We start from the raw sequence: 17,989 nt of genomic DNA on the forward strand, positions 1-17,989 counted from the left end.
GAACGTCCATGGACACGGTGCTGATCCGAGAGCGATACAAAGTGGTGCAGGTGCTGTGGAGCGAGCCGGACTATGCCCTGGTGGAAGCGGTGGATATCCAGGAGCGGGAGACCCCCTCCCGCCTGATCAACCTGTACGAGGGGCGGCTGCTCCACCGCTATGGCAGGATCTGTGCGGACATCCGCCCGGAGGAATGCCCCGCCTTTCGGGGGATGTTCCTGTGCGGGGACACCCTGGCCGTGGTCTTTGACAGCTGCGGCGGCGCGGAGATCGACCAGGTGTTTTACAAGGGGGACCAGTGGTGCTGGCAGGACCGGCTGGACTATGCCGAGCTGGTGCTGCACCAGGCCCTGCAGCTGGCCAACCTGCCGATGGAGGTGGCCTGCGCGGCCATGCTGTCGGAAAACGTCCGGATCGACACCACCCAGCGGCAGGTGCAGCTGCGGTATATGCTGCGGCCTCTGCCCGAGATGAACCCGCGGGAGCTGGCGCTGCTGGCGGGGGACCAGGTGAAGAAGATCCTGCCCCGCCGCCGCACCGCCCTGGAGGCAGAATGGGCCTTCCGGGACGAGCTGGAGCAGGGCCTGTTCCACTCGGTGGTGGCGCTCTATGCCCGCTGGCGGGAGGCGCAGAGGGACATCTGGCAGCAGCAGGAGGAATTTGAGGCGAAAAACCTGGTCAGCCGCGGGTTGACGCTGTTGAAGATCTGGCTGAAACGATGGAAAACGCGGAGGGAGAGGCTATGAGCACGGGCAGAAAATGGTTGTTTTTCCTTTCGCTGCTGGTCCTGTCGGTCTGCTCTGCCTGGATGCTGGCGGAGCCGGCAGTGGAGCTGTACGGCTCGGTGCTCCGGTATGGATGGGGGCCGCAGCCTTACGAAGCGGCCGCGGTGGGCAGCGATGGCCTGGCCGCCGCCGCCCGCTGGGAGGACGGCGAGCTGCAGCTGCGCCTGTTCGGCCTGGACGGCGAGGTGGTGGGGGGCTGGTCTGTCCCCCTGCCCGGTCAGGAAGGGGGCACCATTGCGGCCCTCTATCCCTGCGAGGACGATCTGGTGATGCTGGGGCTGTACAGCCCCGACGCCAGCACCCTGTCGGTCTACCGTCTGAGCCGGACAGGGGGCGCGGAGCAATTATTGGAGGAAACATGCCGGGGGGCGTCTTCTGTTGAGCGCAGAAACGGGACCCGGCTATCGGTGTTTTCACAGGACGGGGATCGGCTGTCCTTTGTGGTGCTGTCCCGGGGACGGGCTGTCAGCTATGCCGGCGGCACCGGCCAGCTGGGCCTGGTGCAGACGGGCAGCGTCGATCTGGCGGGGGCTTCCACGGCGGCGGTGCTGCCGGACGGCGCCCTGGTGCTGGGCGGGCAGGGCCTGCTTTCGATGGAGGGGCAGAACAACCCCGCCATCACCCAGAGCCAGTCGGTGTCCCAGCTGACCCGCCGGGGCACCGGCCTGTACTACATAGACGCAGCTACCCTGAGTCTGTATTACAGCGACCTGACCAACAGCGCGGTGCGCCAGGTGCTGTCCCTGGCCGGCGCCGTGGAGGGCAGGCAGCTGAACAGCGTCTCCCTGACAGGGGACGGACGGGCGCTTTTGCTTTTGGACGGCCATACCCTCTGCCTTGCCGGTGAGGACGGCGTCCGCGAGCTGGACGGCGTCCTCTACCCCACCCGGGGGTACAGTGCCGGGATGCTCTTGCTGCTGGCAGCGGCGTCCGTCGGCGTGGCCGCCCTGGCCTGGTATCTCATCGCGGGCTGGCGCCGGGGCTGGGCCCCCATGGCCATCCACTGGGGCTGCCTGCTGGCGGCTCTGGCGGCGGCGGGGGCGCTGGGGCTGCACTTCGGTCTGGCCCTGCCCGCCCGGCAGGCGCAGGCCCTGGAAAGGGACCGCCTGGTGGTGGAAGGGGTGCTGCGGGTGACGCTGCAGCAGGATGCTGCGCCCGAGCAGCTGCCCGAAGCCCTGTCGGCGGCGCTGGAACAGACCGGCGGCGCCTACCGGGATATCACGGTGACGGCGGCGAGCCGCCAGGAGGACCAGTGGAAGCTGGCCGACGGCACCCTGGCGGCGCTGCAGCCCGGCTTTGACGGGGCGCTGGCTGCCCGGGCCGCCCAGGACGGCACGGCCGTGACCCAAAGCGGAGACACCTTCCGGGCCGGCTTTGCGGTGGATGAGTGGGTGGTGATCCTCTCGGCGGACACCCGGCCCGCAGACCGGAGCAAAGGCGCAGTGGCCGCAGGGATGGGCCTGCTGGTGGCTGCGGCCATCCTGGTGCTGCTGGCGGTGGGACGGGATATCCGCCGCCTGACCCGGGCCACGGCGGCCCTGCCCCAGGGGGGCGGACAGCTGTACCTGGGCACCGGGGACGAGCTGGCAAGCATGGCGGCCACCCTCACCAGCGCCGCCGCGGCATTGGAAGAACAGCAGCAGGCCCGGCAGGAGACCGAGACGGCCTACCGCCGCTTTGTGCCGGAACAGCTGCTCAATCTGCTGGGCAGGCAGAGCATCCAGAAGGTGGACAAGAGCACCTTTGCCTCCCGGCATATGGCGGTCATGATGATCTGGTTCCAGTTCCCCGAACCCCTCTACACCCAGGCCAGCAACAGCCGGCTGCTGTTCGACAGCGTCAACCAGGTCATCGAGCGCACCGCCACCCTGGCCACCCAGAAGGGCGGGACGGTGTTCCACTTCTCCTACGACGGCTACGACGTGGTGATGGAAAACGACAGTTCCCAGGTGATCAGCACGGCGGTGGCCATCCAGCAGGAAGTGCTGGCCTTCAACGAGAGCCAGGCTCAGGCGGGCCTGCCCACCGTCCGGTTCCACATCGCGCTGGATGTGGGGGATGTGCTGCTGGGCGTGGTGGGCGACAGCGCCCACATGGAGCCCACCACCATCTCCACCAGTTTTTCGGTGGTGCGGGAGCTGGTGGCCCTGTCGGAGCGGCTGGACGCCCGCATCCTGTGCACCGAATCCATCATCGGGGGCGCGGGCGAGTACGGCAGCCGCTATCTGGGCAAGTGCTGGCTGGATGACAGCGCCATCCGGGTCTATGAGATCTTTGACGGAGACGAATACAGCGTGCGCAAGGGCAAGGCCCAGACGGTCCAGCGGTTCAGCCAGGGGGTGTACGCCCTGTACAGCGGCGAGACCGGCCAGGCCAAACGGACCTTCCTGGAACTGGTGCACGACAACCCCGCCGACGGCGGCGCCCGGTATTATCTCTACCTGGCCGACCGGATGGAGCGGGATCCCGAACTGGTCTGCGGGCTGAACCCCGGACGGACCGATCAAAGGAGGAAGTGATATGGCTGTTTCGCCGCTGGATCTGCTGCGCAGGCAGGCAGAAAGCGCGGTCCGCCGGGAAGTGAGCCGCCAGACGTCCCAGGTGCGCTCCGAGCTGAGCCTGGTCCGCCAGGTCAACCGGATGTCCCGCCGGGCCGGACAAAAGATCGAGGACGCGGCCCAGGCCATGGCGGAGGAGGCCCGCAGGCCCCGGGAAGCCGGGGAGCTGGCCCCTGAGCAGACGCCCCAGAGCACGGTGGTCTGCGCCGATGGCTACCGGCGCCGCTCCCCGGTGCAGCCTTACCGCTGCCCCAAAGTCCGGCGCTGGAAAAGCCTGCTGCTGCGCTGGGGGCTGCTGTTCGCGCTGGGGCTGGCGCTGGGACTGCTGTTCTGGCGCAGCGGCCTGCTGCGGATGTTTTAAGACAGAAGGAACATAAAGTTCCACCGGTGCCGGCAGGCCCTGCGCCCTTGCGGGGCGGGGCGGCCGGAACAACACAGGGGAGGACATACACTTGAACTACTTTTTCAATCAGATCACCCGGTCTGTGGGGGTCTTTTTCAGGACCATACGGGCTTTCTTTGTCCGGCGCTTTGTGGGCATCACCACCCGGCTGCGGCAGATGACCAACATCTCCCGCAACGCCACCCGGGCGGCCAACGCCACGCTGCAGGCCGCTGCCGCCGCCACCAATAAGCCCACCCAGCGGGAGGACTATGTAGAGACATCCCGGCTGTTCATTGCCAAAGCCTTCCTGATCCGGCTGGCCATCCTCCTGGTGGTGCTGGGACTGGCCGGCTATTTCCTGGTGTGGCCTTTTCTGCTCAGCCACTTTCTCACCGCCCGCTTTTATGTGCAGGACAGCCGCATCCCCGACTGGAGCGGCCGGGTGATCGTCTACTCCGACCCGGAAAAGACCATCCCCCTCTATGCGGGCCGCCTGGAAACAGGGGAGCTGCAGGGCCGGGGCGAGGAATACGACGAGGAAGGGCTGCTGGCCTACGCGGGGCAGTTCCTGGACAGCCAGCGCTCGGGCGAAGGCACCGCCTACACCGGCGGGGTGCTGTGCTACGAGGGCCAGTTTGCAAATGACCTGTACAACGGCAGCGGCAAACTGTACCAGGACGGCGTGCTGGTCTACGAGGGCAACTTCGCGGACGGGCAGGCCAGCGGCACCGGTACGGCCTACTATACCAGCGGCCAAACCGCTTATCGCGGGCAGTTTGCCGAGGGCCTGTACGAGGGCACCGGCACCGCCTACAACGAGGAAGGGCGGCTGCTCTATGAGGGCAGCTTTGCCCGGGGAATGTACAACGGCAGCGGCCGGCTGTATCTGACCGATGAGACCGAATGGATCGACGCCGAGTTTCAGGACGGCCAGCCCGCCGGGGTGGTCCAATGGTACAAGAGCGGCCGTCTGTATTACGAGGGCGAGTGGGCGGACAGCCGCCCCCAGGGCTATGGCGCGCTGTACAGCAAGGATGGCGCCATGCTCTATCAGGGGCAGTTCAGCCGGGGCACCCTGGACGGGGCCTGGCTGCTGGGCCTCTCGGTGGATGAGCTGCGGGAGGCTTTGGGGGACAAGAACCAAACCACCGTCCGTGACGACGGCGGCTTTTTGGTGGAAAGCCCCGAACTGGGCCTGAGCGCCCTGTGCTCCTTCCAGACCGAGGAGGAGGACGCCCAGATCCAGTCCCTCTATCTGGCGGCCCCTGCCGCCAGCAAGAGCAGCGGCTGGGTGCTGCTGCTGCCGGGCACCGGCAGTGCCGGCCTGCCCGAGTGGCCCGCCGGGGCCAACCAGCGCCGCGGCACCGTGGATGCCGTCCCGCTGTCCGGCCTGCAGCTGGATGCGGGCAGCTACCAGGCCCTCATCGTGACGGCGGAGGACTGCCAGGCCGCCTGCCTGTACGATGTCAACGACCAGGCCGTGCTGCTCACCTGGCAGAAGCCGGGGGCGGGCGTGAGCGCGCTGGACCTCTCGGCCATGGGCGGCGCCGGCACGGCGGGCACCGAGGAGATGGAGGCTTTCCTGGCTTCCCTGGACCTGGGCAGCGCCAGCGCGGCCGGCGTCACATCCGAAAATCCCTATTACGGTCTGAAGGACCCCGCCGAGGGGCTGGTGCTGTGCACCACCCTGGACCAGGCTTTCACCGTTCTGGACGCCATGCTGACCTATTGGGAGCAGTCCGAGCTCCAGGCCGGGCTGGAGGAGAACCTGGCCCGCACCGAGGAGCTGCTGGCCGAGGCCCAGACCGATCTTGCCGCAGGCAGCGGCGCCGAGGAGACAGTCACCGCCCTGGAGGACCAGGTGGCCGAGCTGAACAGCCAGATCCAGTCCTGTCAGGCCCAGCGCTCGCTGGCCCAGCTGCAGGCTGAGGATGCGGGCATCGGGGATCTGGCGGACTATGCAGTGGAGCGGGTGCCCCTGTGCTTTGACCCCTCCCAGACCGACAGCGGACAGTTTGCCCTGGCGGCCACCGCCTTTGCCCAGGTGTCCGGCACCGACACCGACCAGGCCAAGCTGGCGGCCATGACCTCTGTGGTCAATCTGACCGAGGACTATGGCCAGGTGCAGACCGCCCTCAACCGCTATGAGAGCGCCCAGGCTGCGGCCCAGACGGCGGCCGGCGCCTATGCCACCGGCAGCGCCTCCAAGGCGGATTGGTACAGCGCCCTTTCGGCCCAGGCCGACGCCCGCAGCAGCCTCTATTCTGCGCTGGCAGCCTTTGGCCGGGAGGCGAATCGGCTGAACATCCTCACCGGCGGCTGGGTGACCCAGAACTACGAGTGGTACGCCGACCAGCTGATGCCCCTGTTCGAGGCGGCGTCCGACGCCCAGGCCGCAGCCGATGCGCTGCAGCCCTCCGGCATCAGGATCGGCTTCATCACCATCGCGCCGGAAGCCAAGGGCGAGAACCCCTATTACGGCGTCCTCGACCCCGCCGAGGCACTGGCGGGCTGCAAGACGGCGAACAAGGCCGTCAAGCTGATCGACGCCATGCTGTCCTACTGGCAGCAGGCCGAACTGGAGGTATCCGCCGAGGAGAGCCTGGCCCGTGTCGAGGAGCTGCTGGCCGAGGCCCAGGCCGCCGGGGACCGGCAGTCCGAGAGCGATCTGGAGGCCGAAGCGGCGGATCTGCGGGCTGCGGTGCGCGATTGCCAGCTGCAGCGGGCCCAGGATCTGGCCCAGGGCGTGCTGTACGGGGTGGCGGACCTGTCCAACTATGCGCTGGACCGTCTGCTGATCTACTTCGACCCCTCGCTGGCAGACAGCAGCCAGCTGACCCGGGCGGCCATGGACGCCGCCGAGGCAGCCGGGGAGAGCACCGCCGACGCCAAGCTGACGGTGATGAACACCCTGGCCAGCCTGACCGAGTCTTACAACCAGGTGCAGACCGCCCTGGCGGAATACCAGGCGGCGGAGCAGGAGGCCGGACAGCTGGCCGAGAGCTATGCCGCAGGGACGGCTGCCAAAGCGGAGTGGTACCAGGCGCTGACGGCCCAGTCCGAGGCCCGGGCGGCCCTGTGCGAGGCGCTGGCGTCCTTTGCACGGGAGGCCAACCGCCTCAACCAGGCCACCGGCGGCTGGCTGAGCCAGAACTACGGCTGGTACAGCGAGCAGCTGACCGCCCTGTTCGAGGCATCTTGAAAGGAGCTTGCAATGGCAGACTATACAGCACTGATGGAGGCGGGCACCGCGCTGGTGGAGATGCTGCGGGACAATCTGACCCCCGAGCCCCTCGGCGACCGGGAGCTGATCGCCCTGTGCTCCCCCCACGAAAACGAGAACAACCAGCTGACCCTCTACCTCTACCATTTGGAGGAGGAAAGCCCCAACATGAACGCGGGCTATTACCAGGCGGACCGGGACGTGCAGCGGATCCGTCCGGCCCGGTACAGCCTGCACTATCTGGTGACCGCCCACTCCAAGGCGCCTGCCCAGATGCGGGAAGCCGAGCAGCAGCGGATCATCGGGGCGGTGCTGCAGGTGGTGCGGGATAACCCCGTCATCCCCGCCCGGTATCTGAGCGGTTCCAGCGCCCAGGAGAACGCCGAGCTGCACCTGCTGGTGGAGCGGGTGCCCATGGAGCAGATGCTCAAGATCTGGAACAACACATCCAAGGATTACAAGCTGTCCTTTTCGCTGATGCTCACCGGCGTGACCATCAACTCCCGTGTGGAGCGCAGGGTGCCCCGTGTCACCGAGGTCACCATCGGCACCCGTGTGGACGACCGGAGAGGAGGCGCCCGATGATCCGCCGGAAGGTGGACGCCGTGCTGCTGCTGCGGGACGGCTTTACCGGCCGGGTGGTGGCAGGGGATGTACTGTGCCAGGTGGACGGCCAGCCGCTGCGCCGTCCCCTGTGGAAGCAGGACGGCTATCTCGTGCTGCATGACCTGGCCCCGGGGCCCCATCGTGTGACGCTGACGCGCCCCGGTTTTTGCCCCGCCTGCCTGACGGTGGAGGCGGGCCGCGGCTTTCTGGAAAAGACCATCACCCTGCAGCCCGGCGAGGACTATCCCTTCCCGGCGGGGACGGCGGACCTGACCATCCGGGCGCCCGGTCTGCCGGATGGCCGGCAGGTCTGGGTGGGGATGGAAAGCGGCCCCGCCCTCAAGTTGGCCCAGGGCAAAGAGACGCCCCCCGGTTTGGAGGTGCGTCTGTTCTGCCAGGGGCTGGAGCGTTTGCTGCCGGTGCCGGGGACCTTCCTGGTGGCGGACCCCAACGGGGCGGAACTGGTGTCCCTGCGGGCTTTGCGCGGCGGCGTCGGGGAGCTGGAACAGCCCATGGCGCTGCCCCACGGCCGCGGGGTAGTCCTGGTGGGGGCGCAGTCCTTTGCCGTGGACGGCGGCGTGGTCCGGATGCGGTTCCGCCAGGGAGGCGTCGTATGGATGTTCTGCGGCGGCAGCCTGGCCCGGACCCAGATCCGTGAGGGCAGCCAGGAATTTATCTGGAGACCGGAAGGAGAACGATAATGGCAAATCCAGTGGTCAATACGACGATGTGCACCTGCTCGTTCGGGGCGGCGCCGGCGGTGCTGCCGGTGACCTCCCAGCAGACGGTGCTGGCCTGCGGCCAGCTGCAGGCCACCATCATGGACAACCGGCCGCCCACCTTTGGGATGTGCTCGTGTCCGGCCAACCCCACGGTGGCCGCGGCCACCGCTGCGGCCATGGGGGTGCTGACGCCCATGCCCTGTGTGCCCGCCGTGGCGGCCCCCTGGGCGGCCGGCGTGCCCACGGTGCTGGTGGGGGGCAAGCCGCTGCTCAACCATACCAGCAAACTGATCTGTTCTTACGGCGGGGTGATCCAGGTGACCATGACCCCGGCGCTGACCATCAACACCCCGTGAGGCGCCCTGTGGAGCGGGAAGAACTGCGGCCTTTGGAGCCGCGCCGGCCGGACGCCGGCTACGACAGCCAGGGACAGCTGATCCAGGACCTGTCGGCCTGGGTGGACCTGCTGCTCTATCAGTACTACGCCCACCATCAGTGGCTGGGTCCCGACAGCAGCCTGAAAAATATGCTGGGTCTGGTGGTCTCCCGGGAGGAGTTCGAGCACAACCTCACCCGGGCCGCCCAGCGGGGCCTGTGGACCCAGCAGACAGCGGAGGAACAGGAGGACGCCATGGCGGTGCTGGAGGCCATCGGCGCGCGGATCGAAAAGACCTGGGCGGAACTGCCTTTGCTGGAGCTGATGGACCGGTTCGATTTGGATGACTTTGCATTCTGCTGCGTGGTGCTGGCCTATCTGCCCCATGTGGACCGCAAGTATGAGCGGCTGTACGCCTACCTGCAGGACGACATGACCCGCAAGTGCCCGGACACGGCCCTGGCGGTCCAGCTGTTCCTGCCCTGGGGGGAAACGCCGGAGGGGTACCTGGCCCGGTTTGCAGGGCAGGGCGGCTTTCTGCGTCTGTTCAAGCCGGACAAGCTGGCTCAGGGCAGCCTGGATCTCCAGGACGTCGCGGTGGAATACCTCTGTGCGGGTTCCATTGCCAGCCGGCCCGGGCTGCGCCTGTTTGATGGAACGAAAGAGAGCCCCGAAGCGCCCCTGGCCATCCAGCAGGAGACGGCCCGCCGGCTCGACCGGGCGATGGCCGGCCAGGAGCCCTGCACCGTGCTGCTGACAGGCCCGGCGGGGGTGGGCAAAAAATTCCAGGTGGCCCACCTGATGGCGCGCAAAGGGCTGCGCTGTGTCTTTGCCGACCTGGAAGGGGAGGAATGGGCCCAGCGGGCAGAGGAGGCGGCCCTGGCCGCCGACCTGACGGGAGCGTGTCTGTGCCTGTACCACCTGGACCGGCAGGAAGGGGCGGAGAGCCGCCCGCCGGACGGCGCCATGATGGACCGGCTGGGCCGGACCGAATTTTTGCAGGGCAAGCGGTTTTTCCTGTCGGTGGAGCGGGGCCCGGCCCGGCTGCAGGGCCTGACGGTGGAACTGGAGCTGCCTATGCCCTCCGAGCAGGAGCGGCTGGAGCTGTTCCGCAGCGCCCTGGCCGGGGTGGAACTGGCCAATGACTGCACCCTGGAGGAGCTGGCGGCCAAATTCCGGTTCAGCCCGCGGCAGATCGCGGTGGCCTGCGCCCAGGCGGTGGGGCTGGCCGGCCTGGAAGGGGGCGGCCCTGTGCAGCGGAGGCTGCTGCACCAGTGCTGCCACCAGCAGGCGGTCCACCGGCTGGGAGAACTGGCCAGCCGGGTGCCCCCGGCTTACAGCTGGGAGGACGTGGTCCTGCCCGAGGAGCAAAAGCGACTGATGCAGCAGGCCTGCGGCCATATACGCTACCAGCACCAGGTCTACTATGGCTGGGGCTTTGACAAAAAGGTGCGCTATGGCCGGGGGCTGTCCATCCTGTTCGCGGGGGCGCCGGGCACCGGCAAGACCATGTGCGCCCAGGTGATCGCCAACCAGCTGGATATGGAGCTGTATAAGATCAACCTGTCCCAGATCGTCAGCAAGTACATCGGCGAGACCGAAAAGAACCTGCGGGCGGTCTTTCAGGAGGCGCGGCACGCCGGGTGCATCCTGTTTTTTGACGAGTGCGACGCCCTGTTCGGCAAGCGCAGCGAGGTCAAGGATGCCCACGACCGCAACGCCAACGTGGAAGTGGCCTACCTCTTGCAGCAGCTGGAGGAGCACGACGGCGTCTGCATCCTGGCCACCAACCTCTTGGGCAACATCGACGCGGCCTTCATGCGGCGGATCACCTATGTGGTGCGGTTCCCCTTCCCGGAGCCGCCCATGCGGGAAGCCATCTACCGCCGGATGCTGCCCCCCGCCGCGCCGGTGGCCGACGACATCGACTGGGCCTTCCTGGCGGAAAAGTTCCGCCTGTCGGGAGGCCATATCAAGAACATCGTGCTGGCGGCGGCCTTTTTGGCGGCGGGCAGCGGACAGCCCATCTCGATGCGGCACCTGCTGCGGGCCGCGGTGGATGAGTTGAAAAAGAACGATATCGTGGTGGTCCGGGAGGAGCTGAAGGAATACGCAGACCTTCTGGACACCTGACTCGGCGGGCCGCAGAGGACATCTGGCCCGGTGAAAAGACGAGCGTCAAAGGAGTGAGATCATGAGGAACGAGGATCGCCGCAAAGAATCCCTGTGGCTGTGGCAGGCCGGCGCGGCGCTGCTGGCAGCGGCAGGGTTCGTGCTGCTGGCGGACAGCGGCCCGGCGGGCCGGATCTGGGCCGGCTGGCTGTTCCTGGCGGCGGCAGTGCTCCTGCTGGCCGGGGCCAGCCGCCTGCGGGACCGGGTGATCCGGCCGCTGGAACAGCTGTACCAGGCTCTGTCCGGCAGCGCCCCGATGGACCAGCTGGTGCAGCAGGCCCAGGAGGTGCCGGGTCTGCCGGGCGCCGTCATGGAGGTGGCTGCCGGCCGGATCGGGGAGGCAGAGCGCCGGATGGAACAGCTGCAGGCCACCGCAGACCGGCAGGCGCAGCAGACGGTGCGCCGCCAGCTGACAGAGGAACTGTGCCGGTCGGCTCTGCCCCAGGTGCTGCGGGACAGCCCCGCCACGGCCGCCTTTTCCCTGGCGGGCAGGGTGGAGGAAGGCCAGACGCTGAGCTGCACCTTCTACGATTATTTCTTCATCGACCCGGGACTGCTGTGCATCATGGTGGGGCAGGTGCCGGGGGACGGCATCACCGAAGCGCTGTACATGGTGGTGGCACAGACCACCATCCGCAGCCGCCTGCGGATGGGCCGTTCGCTGGTGGAAACGATGGCGGATGTGAACACCCAGCTGTACGACCAGGGGGCCAAGCAGTCCCTCTGCGTGCTGGTGGGCACCCTGAACACCGCCAACGGGATATTCACCTATGTCAATGCGGGGGGCGCGCTGCCTTTGCTGATGCGCAACGGCGAGCGGTATGAGTGGCTGGAGGCTCCGGTCTACGCGGCCATCGGCATGAACGAGAATGTGTCCTACCGTTCCCAGCAGCTGCGGCTGCGCCAGGGAGACTGCCTGTTCTTGCAGACGGCGGGCCTCGGGCAGACCCCGGGAGAGAACGGGGTCCCCTTCCAGAAACAGGAGCTGCGCGCCGTGCTGAACCGCAGCCGCAGCAGGGCCCAGGCCCCGGAGGAGATCCTGCAGTTCACCGCCGACGAGGCTGCGGCCTACTGCCAGCGGGACGAGGACCGGGTGGGCTATGCGGCCCTGATGCTGGAATACCGCAAAGGGGACAAGGAGCTGGCCCACTGCCAGGTGCCTGCCGTGCCGGCCTCGGCCGGAGAGGTGACCGCCTTCCTCAAAAAGCGCTTTGAGGACAACAGCATCCAGCGCCGGGCCTATGCCCGCGTGGCGGTGATGGTGGACGAGCTGTTCGCCCTGTGCTGCCGCAAGTGCAAAGAAGGGGGCATGGTGACGGTGGAATGCGGCATCGCCCCCGATGGCCAGAGCGTCACGGTCCGGATGAGCGCGCCGCTGCAGGGCGTGAACCCTGTGGAGGACGTGCAGGAAGGGACCGAGGCCAGCGCCGTGGAATTCATTGAGGATCAAACGGAATACCTGACCTTCAAAAAAGGCGAAGAGCAGGATACGGTCACCGCGGTCTGCTTCCTGGAGGAGGAGCCGGCAGCGGCGCTGGTCTGATGCGTCTGCCTGCGGATGGACCGAATAGGAAGGAGAATCGAGTTTTATGACGGAGACCAAGTCCGAACGGCGGGCGGCGATGCAGTTCGCCCGGGGGGCCTATTGGTACTTTCTGTTTTGGGGCGTGTGTTCGGCGTTGGGCACCACGTTTTCTACCCTCATCGACGCCATTCTGGTGGGCAACCTGGTGGGCAGCGACGGCCTGGCCGTCACCAGCATCGCCACGCCGGTGTTTCTGTTTTATGCGCTGTTGGGCATGACCCTGGGGGTGGGCGCCAACGTGAAGATCGGCCGCGCCCTGGGCTCGGACCATGTGGAGGAGGCCAACCGCATTTTCCACGAGGTGCTGCTGACAGGGGTGCTGGTGGGGGCGCTGTGCCTGGCTGTGGTGCTGCCTCTGCGGGAACGGATGCTGGATCTTTTGGGCGCTGAGGATGCGCTGCGGCCTTTGGCCCGGCAGTATCTGACCGTCGTGTTCGGCTCGGCCCCGGTCTTTGTGCTGTACCACATCCTGGCCAATACGGTCCGCACCGACAGCGACCCCAAGCTGGCCGCGGCCTCCTCGGCTGTGGTGGTGGTGTTCAACCTGTCGCTGGATATCCTGTTCATGCAGGGGTTCAAGTGGGGCATCGTGGGTGCGTCCTCGGCTCTGTGCATCGCGGAAACGCTGGGCCTGGTGGTGCTGCTGTTCCATTTTGCCCGCAAGAGCGCATCCCTGCGGCTGCGGCTGCGCCTGCCCGGCTGGGCAGACCTGAGAGCCTTTGTGGGCAACGGGTTTGGAGTGGGCTCGGCATTTATCTTTCAGGGCGTGGTGATGTTCACCTTCAACACGCTGCTGCTGGCCAGCGACCGGGCCAACGGTGTCACCTATGTGGCCATCTTCGGGGTCATCTATACCATGAGTACCATCCCCGCCGCCATCTTTGATGGGGCGGGCAATGCCATATCTACGGTGGCGTCCATCTTTACCGGGGAGCGGGACAGTGAAAGCATCCTGGTGACCATGCGCCTGGGGCTCAAGATCGTGCTGGCGGGCGGCGCGCTGGTGGGGGCGGTCTTTGTGGTCTTTGCGCCGCAGCTGATGCGTTTCTTTGGCATTGCGGAGCCGGCGGTCCTGGCTATGGCAGTGCCGGCGGTGCGGCTGTACAGCGTCTGCCTGCTGTTTATGGGCGTCAACGTCCTGTCCACCGCATTCTGGCAGGCCATCGGCCGGGCCAAACTGGCCAGCGCCATGTCTCTGGTGCGCAACTTTGTGCTGATGATGGTGCTGGGCGGCATCCTGATCTCCCGGCTGCACATGACCGGTCTCAGCCTGACCTATGTGCTGACCGAAGGGCTGTGCCTGGCGGGAGTGGGGATCGTCCATATGGTCAGCGGGTCCCCGGCCTATGTGACCCGGAAATTCGGCCTCAGCGGCAAGAACTACGAAAAAGTCTATACCATCTCCACCGACAGCATCAACGAGATCGCCAACGACCTGGAGCAGCTGTGCGATGCCTGGGAGATCGACTACAAAAAAGCCTTCTTCATCCATCTGATGGTGGAGGAACTGATCCTGAACATCATCAAATTCGGCCTGAAGGATACCAGCCGCCAGCGCTCCATCGCCATCAAGCTGATGGAGAACGGGGATGAGATCATCCTGCGCATCCGGGACAACGTGCACACCTACAATCCTTTTGAGGCCGGCGATGGGGATGAGATCGACAATGCGGTCATCAATCTGATCACCAAAAAGACGCAGTTCTACAACTATCAGAGAAAGCTGATCTTCAACTATCTGTATCTGATCCTGTGAGTGGATTTGGGAGGAAAACATGGAAAACCAAGCCGTTTTTGAAAATGAATGGGAAGTGGAGCGGCTGCACATCCAAAACAAGCTGCTGTGGGAATGCGAACAGCCTGTTTTTGACAAGGTATTCAAGGGCAGGAGCGGCGCCCGCGTACTGGACATCGGCTGCAACAACGGCTGCAAAACGATGGAGCGGTTCGACCGCCCGGAGGTGAGCCGGGTGATGGGGCTGGAGTACAACGAGGCTCTGGCCCGCTGGGCCCATGGCAAACATGGCGGGGAGGTGTTTTCTTTTCATCCCTGCGATCTGGAAAGCCCTTCCTTTGCCCGGGAACTGTCTGCTCTGATGGAGCAGGCGGGGATCGAAGCCTTTGACGTCATCTATGCTTCCTTTGTGCTGATGCATCTGCGGGACCCCCAGACGGTGCTGAAGACCCTGCGTCCCTTTTTGGCGCCCGGCGGCTGTCTGCTGATCGAGGAAGCGGACGACCTGGCGTGCAGCCTGACCCCGGACCGGCAGGGGCTGTTCCGGCAGTTTTTGCAGATGCTGGCATTGGACCCTTATGCGGGCAACCGCCGCTGCGGCGAGCAAGTCGTCGGCTGGCTGGAGCGCTGCGGTTACCGCCGGATCCAGCAGCTGCCTGCAGCCATCCGGGCCACGGGCGGCCAGTTGAAAAAGAAAGAGGACATCTTTGAGGTGTTTTGTTCTTACTTTCCGCAGGATATAAAATTGCTGCAAAAAGTAGAACAAAAAAATAGGGTTTGGTTTGAATGTGAGTGTTGGCTAGAAAGAAATTATGATGCATTGAGAGAAAATGCTACCTCTATGAAGTCAGAATTTATTTTTGCGCTGCAATTTATTTTGTGCAGGGAGGGAGTGTGATAAGATTTGAGCTTTGAAATCATATCAATTCCTAAGGGGGCAAATTTTTATGTATGCCCGTTGCGTCTGGAAGAATTGGATACTGCCGTTAAGGTGTGCGATATTAGTGTAGGAAAAAATCTTTATACAAAAGATTATTTGGAAAAGAGCCTGAGAAAAGATAATCACTTTTTTGTGTTTCTTCGTGATTTCCAAAATGAAATTGCAGGATACATTTATTTCTATGTAGAAGATTTTAGCCAAACAGCACAATTCTTAAAGATGACTCCTGAGGGATTAAAAAACCTGACGCAGGATCAGCCTGAAAAAATCATTCACATCCGTTCTATCAGTATTCTAGAACCCTATCGCCGGCAAAGACTTGCACGAGGTTTGATCGGGTGGGCTTTAAAATATGCGAACCAAAAGGTAAAAGCAACAGCGGCGATCGTTGTGTGCTGGAAGCCAAGGGGACAAGACTGTGTTCCATTGGCTCGTACTGTAGAAGATTTGAAGTTTTATTATATAGCCAGTATACCTCGCTTCTGGTATAATGTGCCAAATTTGGAGTGCCCTTATTGTGAGGACCGCTGCCAATGCGATGCTGTCGTATACTACAAAAAGCTGTAGGAGGAGAAAAGAATGAATAAAGAAAACCGTATAAAAGTAAAACTTTTGCCGAAATTTATTGTATCATTGACTATTTTGGGCGTTGTACTATCTGTGGTGATATCACTGTTCAGCTACGCCAATACACGCAGCTATCTGGAAGATCTGTACTCTCACAATGCCACTTTTGGGGCGAAAAGCATTGCCACCATGCTCCCGTTGGAAGATGTAAGGACGATTTTGGCAGAGGGCGGAGACCAAACCGAGACCTATACAGAGACAGTGCAAATGTTCGAAAAGCTGAAAAAAGAGGGCAACATCACTTTCTTGTCTCTTGTGGTGCCGGATGAGGACAGCGTGACCTTCTACATTGACACCTGCGTGCCGGAAATGGGGGATGACCCGGCGGCTCAGATCCCCTATGGCAGTGATATCCTCTACACCGATGCGGCTTCCACTCCCGACGATTTACAAGTTTATTACGATATCTGGGATTTATATGCGGTGAATACTGGCAGTGAGATGCCGCTGATCACCGACAACTCCTATGGTTACAATTACACTGCTGTGTGGCCCATCCTGGACGAGAACGGGCAGGCCATTGCGGAGATCCAGTACATTATCGATATGCGGGAAGTGCGCAGCTATCTGAACTCTTTCCTGTACACCATGCTGGGCATCTCGGTGGGCATCATCGGTGTGGCGATCGTCTGCTACATCGTTTTTGTGCGCTATACAGTGACAAAGCCTGTGGGTACTCTGGCCGGCATGATGGAAAAGATCACCCGCACCTCCGATTTCAAAAACCAGCACATCGAGATGCACACCGGCGACGAGATCGAGGAGCTGGGCAATTCCTTTAACTTTATGCTGGAGGAGTTGGATCATTACATCGATAACCTTGCCAAAGTCACTGCAGAAAAGGAGCGCATCGGGGCGGAGCTCAGCGTGGCCACGCAGATCCAGGCCAGTATGCTGCCCTGTATTTTCCCGGCGTTCCCGGAGCGGGAGGAGTTTGACATCTACGCCAATATGCATCCCGCCAAAGAGGTGGGCGGCGACTTCTACGACTTCTTCCTGGTGGACAACGACCATCTGGCCCTGGTCATTGCCGACGTGTCGGGCAAGGGCGTGCCCGCGGCCCTGTTCATGGTGATCGCCAAGACCCTGATCAAAAACGAGGCCCTCACCGGCAAGGCGCCCCAGGAGGTGCTGGCGGCGGTGAACAACCAGCTGTGCGAAAACAATGACGCTGAAATGTTCGTCACTGCCTGGCTGGGTATCTATGAGATCTCCACCGGGCACATGGTGGCGTCCAATGCGGGACACGAATTTCCGGCCATCAAACGGCGGGACGGTTCCTTTGAGCTGTACCACGACCGCCATGGGTTTGTGCTGGCGGGCATGGAGGGTTCCCGCTACCGTCCCTACGAACTGGATCTTGCGCCCGGCGATATCCTGTTTGTATACACCGACGGCGTGGCGGAAGCCACCAACGGCGAAAACGTCCTCTATGGCACCGACCGGATGCTGTCGGCCCTGAATGCCTCGGGCGCCTGCAAACCGGAAAAGCTGCTGGATGCGGTCAAGGCGGATATCGACCGCTTTGTGGGGGATGCGCCGCAGTTTGACGATATCACCATGCTTTGTCTGGAAGTCAAGACCACCGACAACGCCGTACACATGGACAGCCTGACCGTTCCCGCCGAGCTGGAACAGCTGCAAGCGGTACAGGACTTTATCGAGCAGCACTTGCGCACGGCCAACTGTTCCACCAAGGCGGAAATCGCCATCCAGGTGGCAGTGGAGGAACTGTACGTCAATATCGCGCATTACGCCTATGCTCCCGGCCACGGGGAGGCCACCATTCGCTGCGGCGTTGGCAGCAGCCCCAAAAAGATCACCATTCAGTTTGAGGACGCGGGCGTGCCCTTTGACCCCCTGGCCAAAAAGGATGCCGACATCAGCCTTTCGGCGGACGAACGTGAGATCGGCGGTCTGGGCATCCTGATGGTCAAAAAGAGCATGGACCACATGGAGTACGAACGCCGGGACGGCAAAAACATCCTGACCATCGAAAAGATCCTGGAGTGAAGCTCTGCAAAATTTACAAAACGTATACATTGAAGCGGTTATTCCAAAGCGCCCTGCGAAAGCGGGGCGCTTTTCGTTTGCCTCCAGATTCCCCTGCCCCTAAAGTTAGAGCACACGAACTAAAGAAAATAAAGAAAAAAGGACAAAAATGAAAATTGGGTCTTGACACCGGGGGGGGGTATGTTATGATAGGCACACAAAGGAAAGGACCTTCCTTTGAACCTGTTTTGGGTCTCTATCTTTTATACACCATAAGGAGGAA

Annotated in this window: 13 protein-coding genes; all 13 read left to right on the plus strand. The window is 63.5% G+C overall.

Annotation, left to right across the window (positions count from 1 at the left end):
- Positions 1 to 8: 8 nt before the first annotated feature.
- The 13 genes from B5E66_RS08495 (at position 9) to B5E66_RS13575 (ending at position 17,727) form a co-directional block, all read left to right on the plus strand.
- Positions 9 to 746, plus strand: coding sequence for a hypothetical protein (locus B5E66_RS08495; RefSeq protein ID WP_087231475.1), 738 nt, complete (start codon positions 9 to 11; stop codon positions 744 to 746).
- Positions 743 to 3,304 (plus strand): adenylate/guanylate cyclase domain-containing protein, encoded by a 2,562-nt coding sequence (locus B5E66_RS08500; RefSeq protein ID WP_087231478.1) that lies wholly within the window; start codon positions 743 to 745, stop codon positions 3,302 to 3,304. The genes B5E66_RS08495 and B5E66_RS08500 overlap by 4 nt, the downstream gene beginning before the upstream one ends.
- Before the next feature lies 1 nt (position 3,305).
- Complete coding sequence (locus B5E66_RS08505) at positions 3,306 to 3,704, plus strand: hypothetical protein (RefSeq protein WP_087231482.1); 399 nt, start codon at positions 3,306 to 3,308, stop codon at positions 3,702 to 3,704.
- Between the two features lie 91 nt (positions 3,705 to 3,795).
- Positions 3,796 to 6,930, plus strand: a complete 3,135-nt coding sequence (locus B5E66_RS08510) for an MORN repeat-containing protein (RefSeq protein ID WP_087231485.1) — start codon at positions 3,796 to 3,798, stop codon at positions 6,928 to 6,930.
- Between the two features lie 12 nt (positions 6,931 to 6,942).
- Positions 6,943 to 7,536: a DUF4255 domain-containing protein gene (locus tag B5E66_RS08515; RefSeq protein WP_087231488.1), complete on the plus strand. Its 594-nt coding sequence runs from the start codon at positions 6,943 to 6,945 to the stop codon at positions 7,534 to 7,536.
- The gene (locus B5E66_RS08520) at positions 7,533 to 8,258 is read left to right on the plus strand and encodes a hypothetical protein (protein ID WP_087231491.1); all 726 of its coding nucleotides are present in this window, start codon (positions 7,533 to 7,535) and stop codon (positions 8,256 to 8,258) included. Before B5E66_RS08515 ends, B5E66_RS08520 begins: the two co-directional genes overlap by 4 nt.
- Positions 8,258 to 8,635, plus strand: coding sequence for a DUF4280 domain-containing protein (locus B5E66_RS08525; protein ID WP_087231494.1), 378 nt, complete (start codon positions 8,258 to 8,260; stop codon positions 8,633 to 8,635). Before B5E66_RS08520 ends, B5E66_RS08525 begins: the two co-directional genes overlap by 1 nt.
- A gap of 8 nt (positions 8,636 to 8,643) precedes the next feature.
- Positions 8,644 to 10,788: an ATP-binding protein gene (locus B5E66_RS13545; protein WP_143406956.1), complete on the plus strand. Its 2,145-nt coding sequence runs from the start codon at positions 8,644 to 8,646 to the stop codon at positions 10,786 to 10,788.
- A 61-nt stretch (positions 10,789 to 10,849) separates the two neighbouring features.
- Positions 10,850 to 12,370, plus strand: a complete 1,521-nt coding sequence (locus tag B5E66_RS08535; RefSeq protein ID WP_087231499.1) for a PP2C family protein-serine/threonine phosphatase — start codon at positions 10,850 to 10,852, stop codon at positions 12,368 to 12,370.
- Between the two features lie 46 nt (positions 12,371 to 12,416).
- Positions 12,417 to 14,168 carry an MATE family efflux transporter gene (locus B5E66_RS08540; RefSeq protein ID WP_087231502.1) on the plus strand — a complete coding sequence of 584 codons (1,752 nt, stop codon included), beginning with the start codon at positions 12,417 to 12,419 and terminating at the stop codon, positions 14,166 to 14,168.
- Positions 14,169 to 14,187: 19 nt separating this feature from the next.
- Positions 14,188 to 15,045 (plus strand): class I SAM-dependent methyltransferase, encoded by an 858-nt coding sequence (locus B5E66_RS08545; protein ID WP_087231505.1) that lies wholly within the window; start codon positions 14,188 to 14,190, stop codon positions 15,043 to 15,045.
- 6 nt (positions 15,046 to 15,051) lie between these two features.
- A complete protein-coding gene (locus B5E66_RS08550; RefSeq protein WP_087231507.1) occupies positions 15,052 to 15,654 on the plus strand; it encodes a GNAT family N-acetyltransferase in 603 nt (200 codons plus the stop codon).
- A 267-nt stretch (positions 15,655 to 15,921) separates the two neighbouring features.
- The gene (locus tag B5E66_RS13575; RefSeq protein ID WP_158098345.1) at positions 15,922 to 17,727 is read left to right on the plus strand and encodes a SpoIIE family protein phosphatase; all 1,806 of its coding nucleotides are present in this window, start codon (positions 15,922 to 15,924) and stop codon (positions 17,725 to 17,727) included.
- The last annotated feature ends 262 nt before the right edge of the window (positions 17,728 to 17,989 follow it).

The sequence above is a fragment of the Faecalibacterium sp. An121 genome (assembly GCF_002160915.1).
In the GTDB taxonomy this organism is placed as follows: Bacteria; Bacillota; Clostridia; order Oscillospirales; family Ruminococcaceae; genus Faecalibacterium; species Faecalibacterium avium.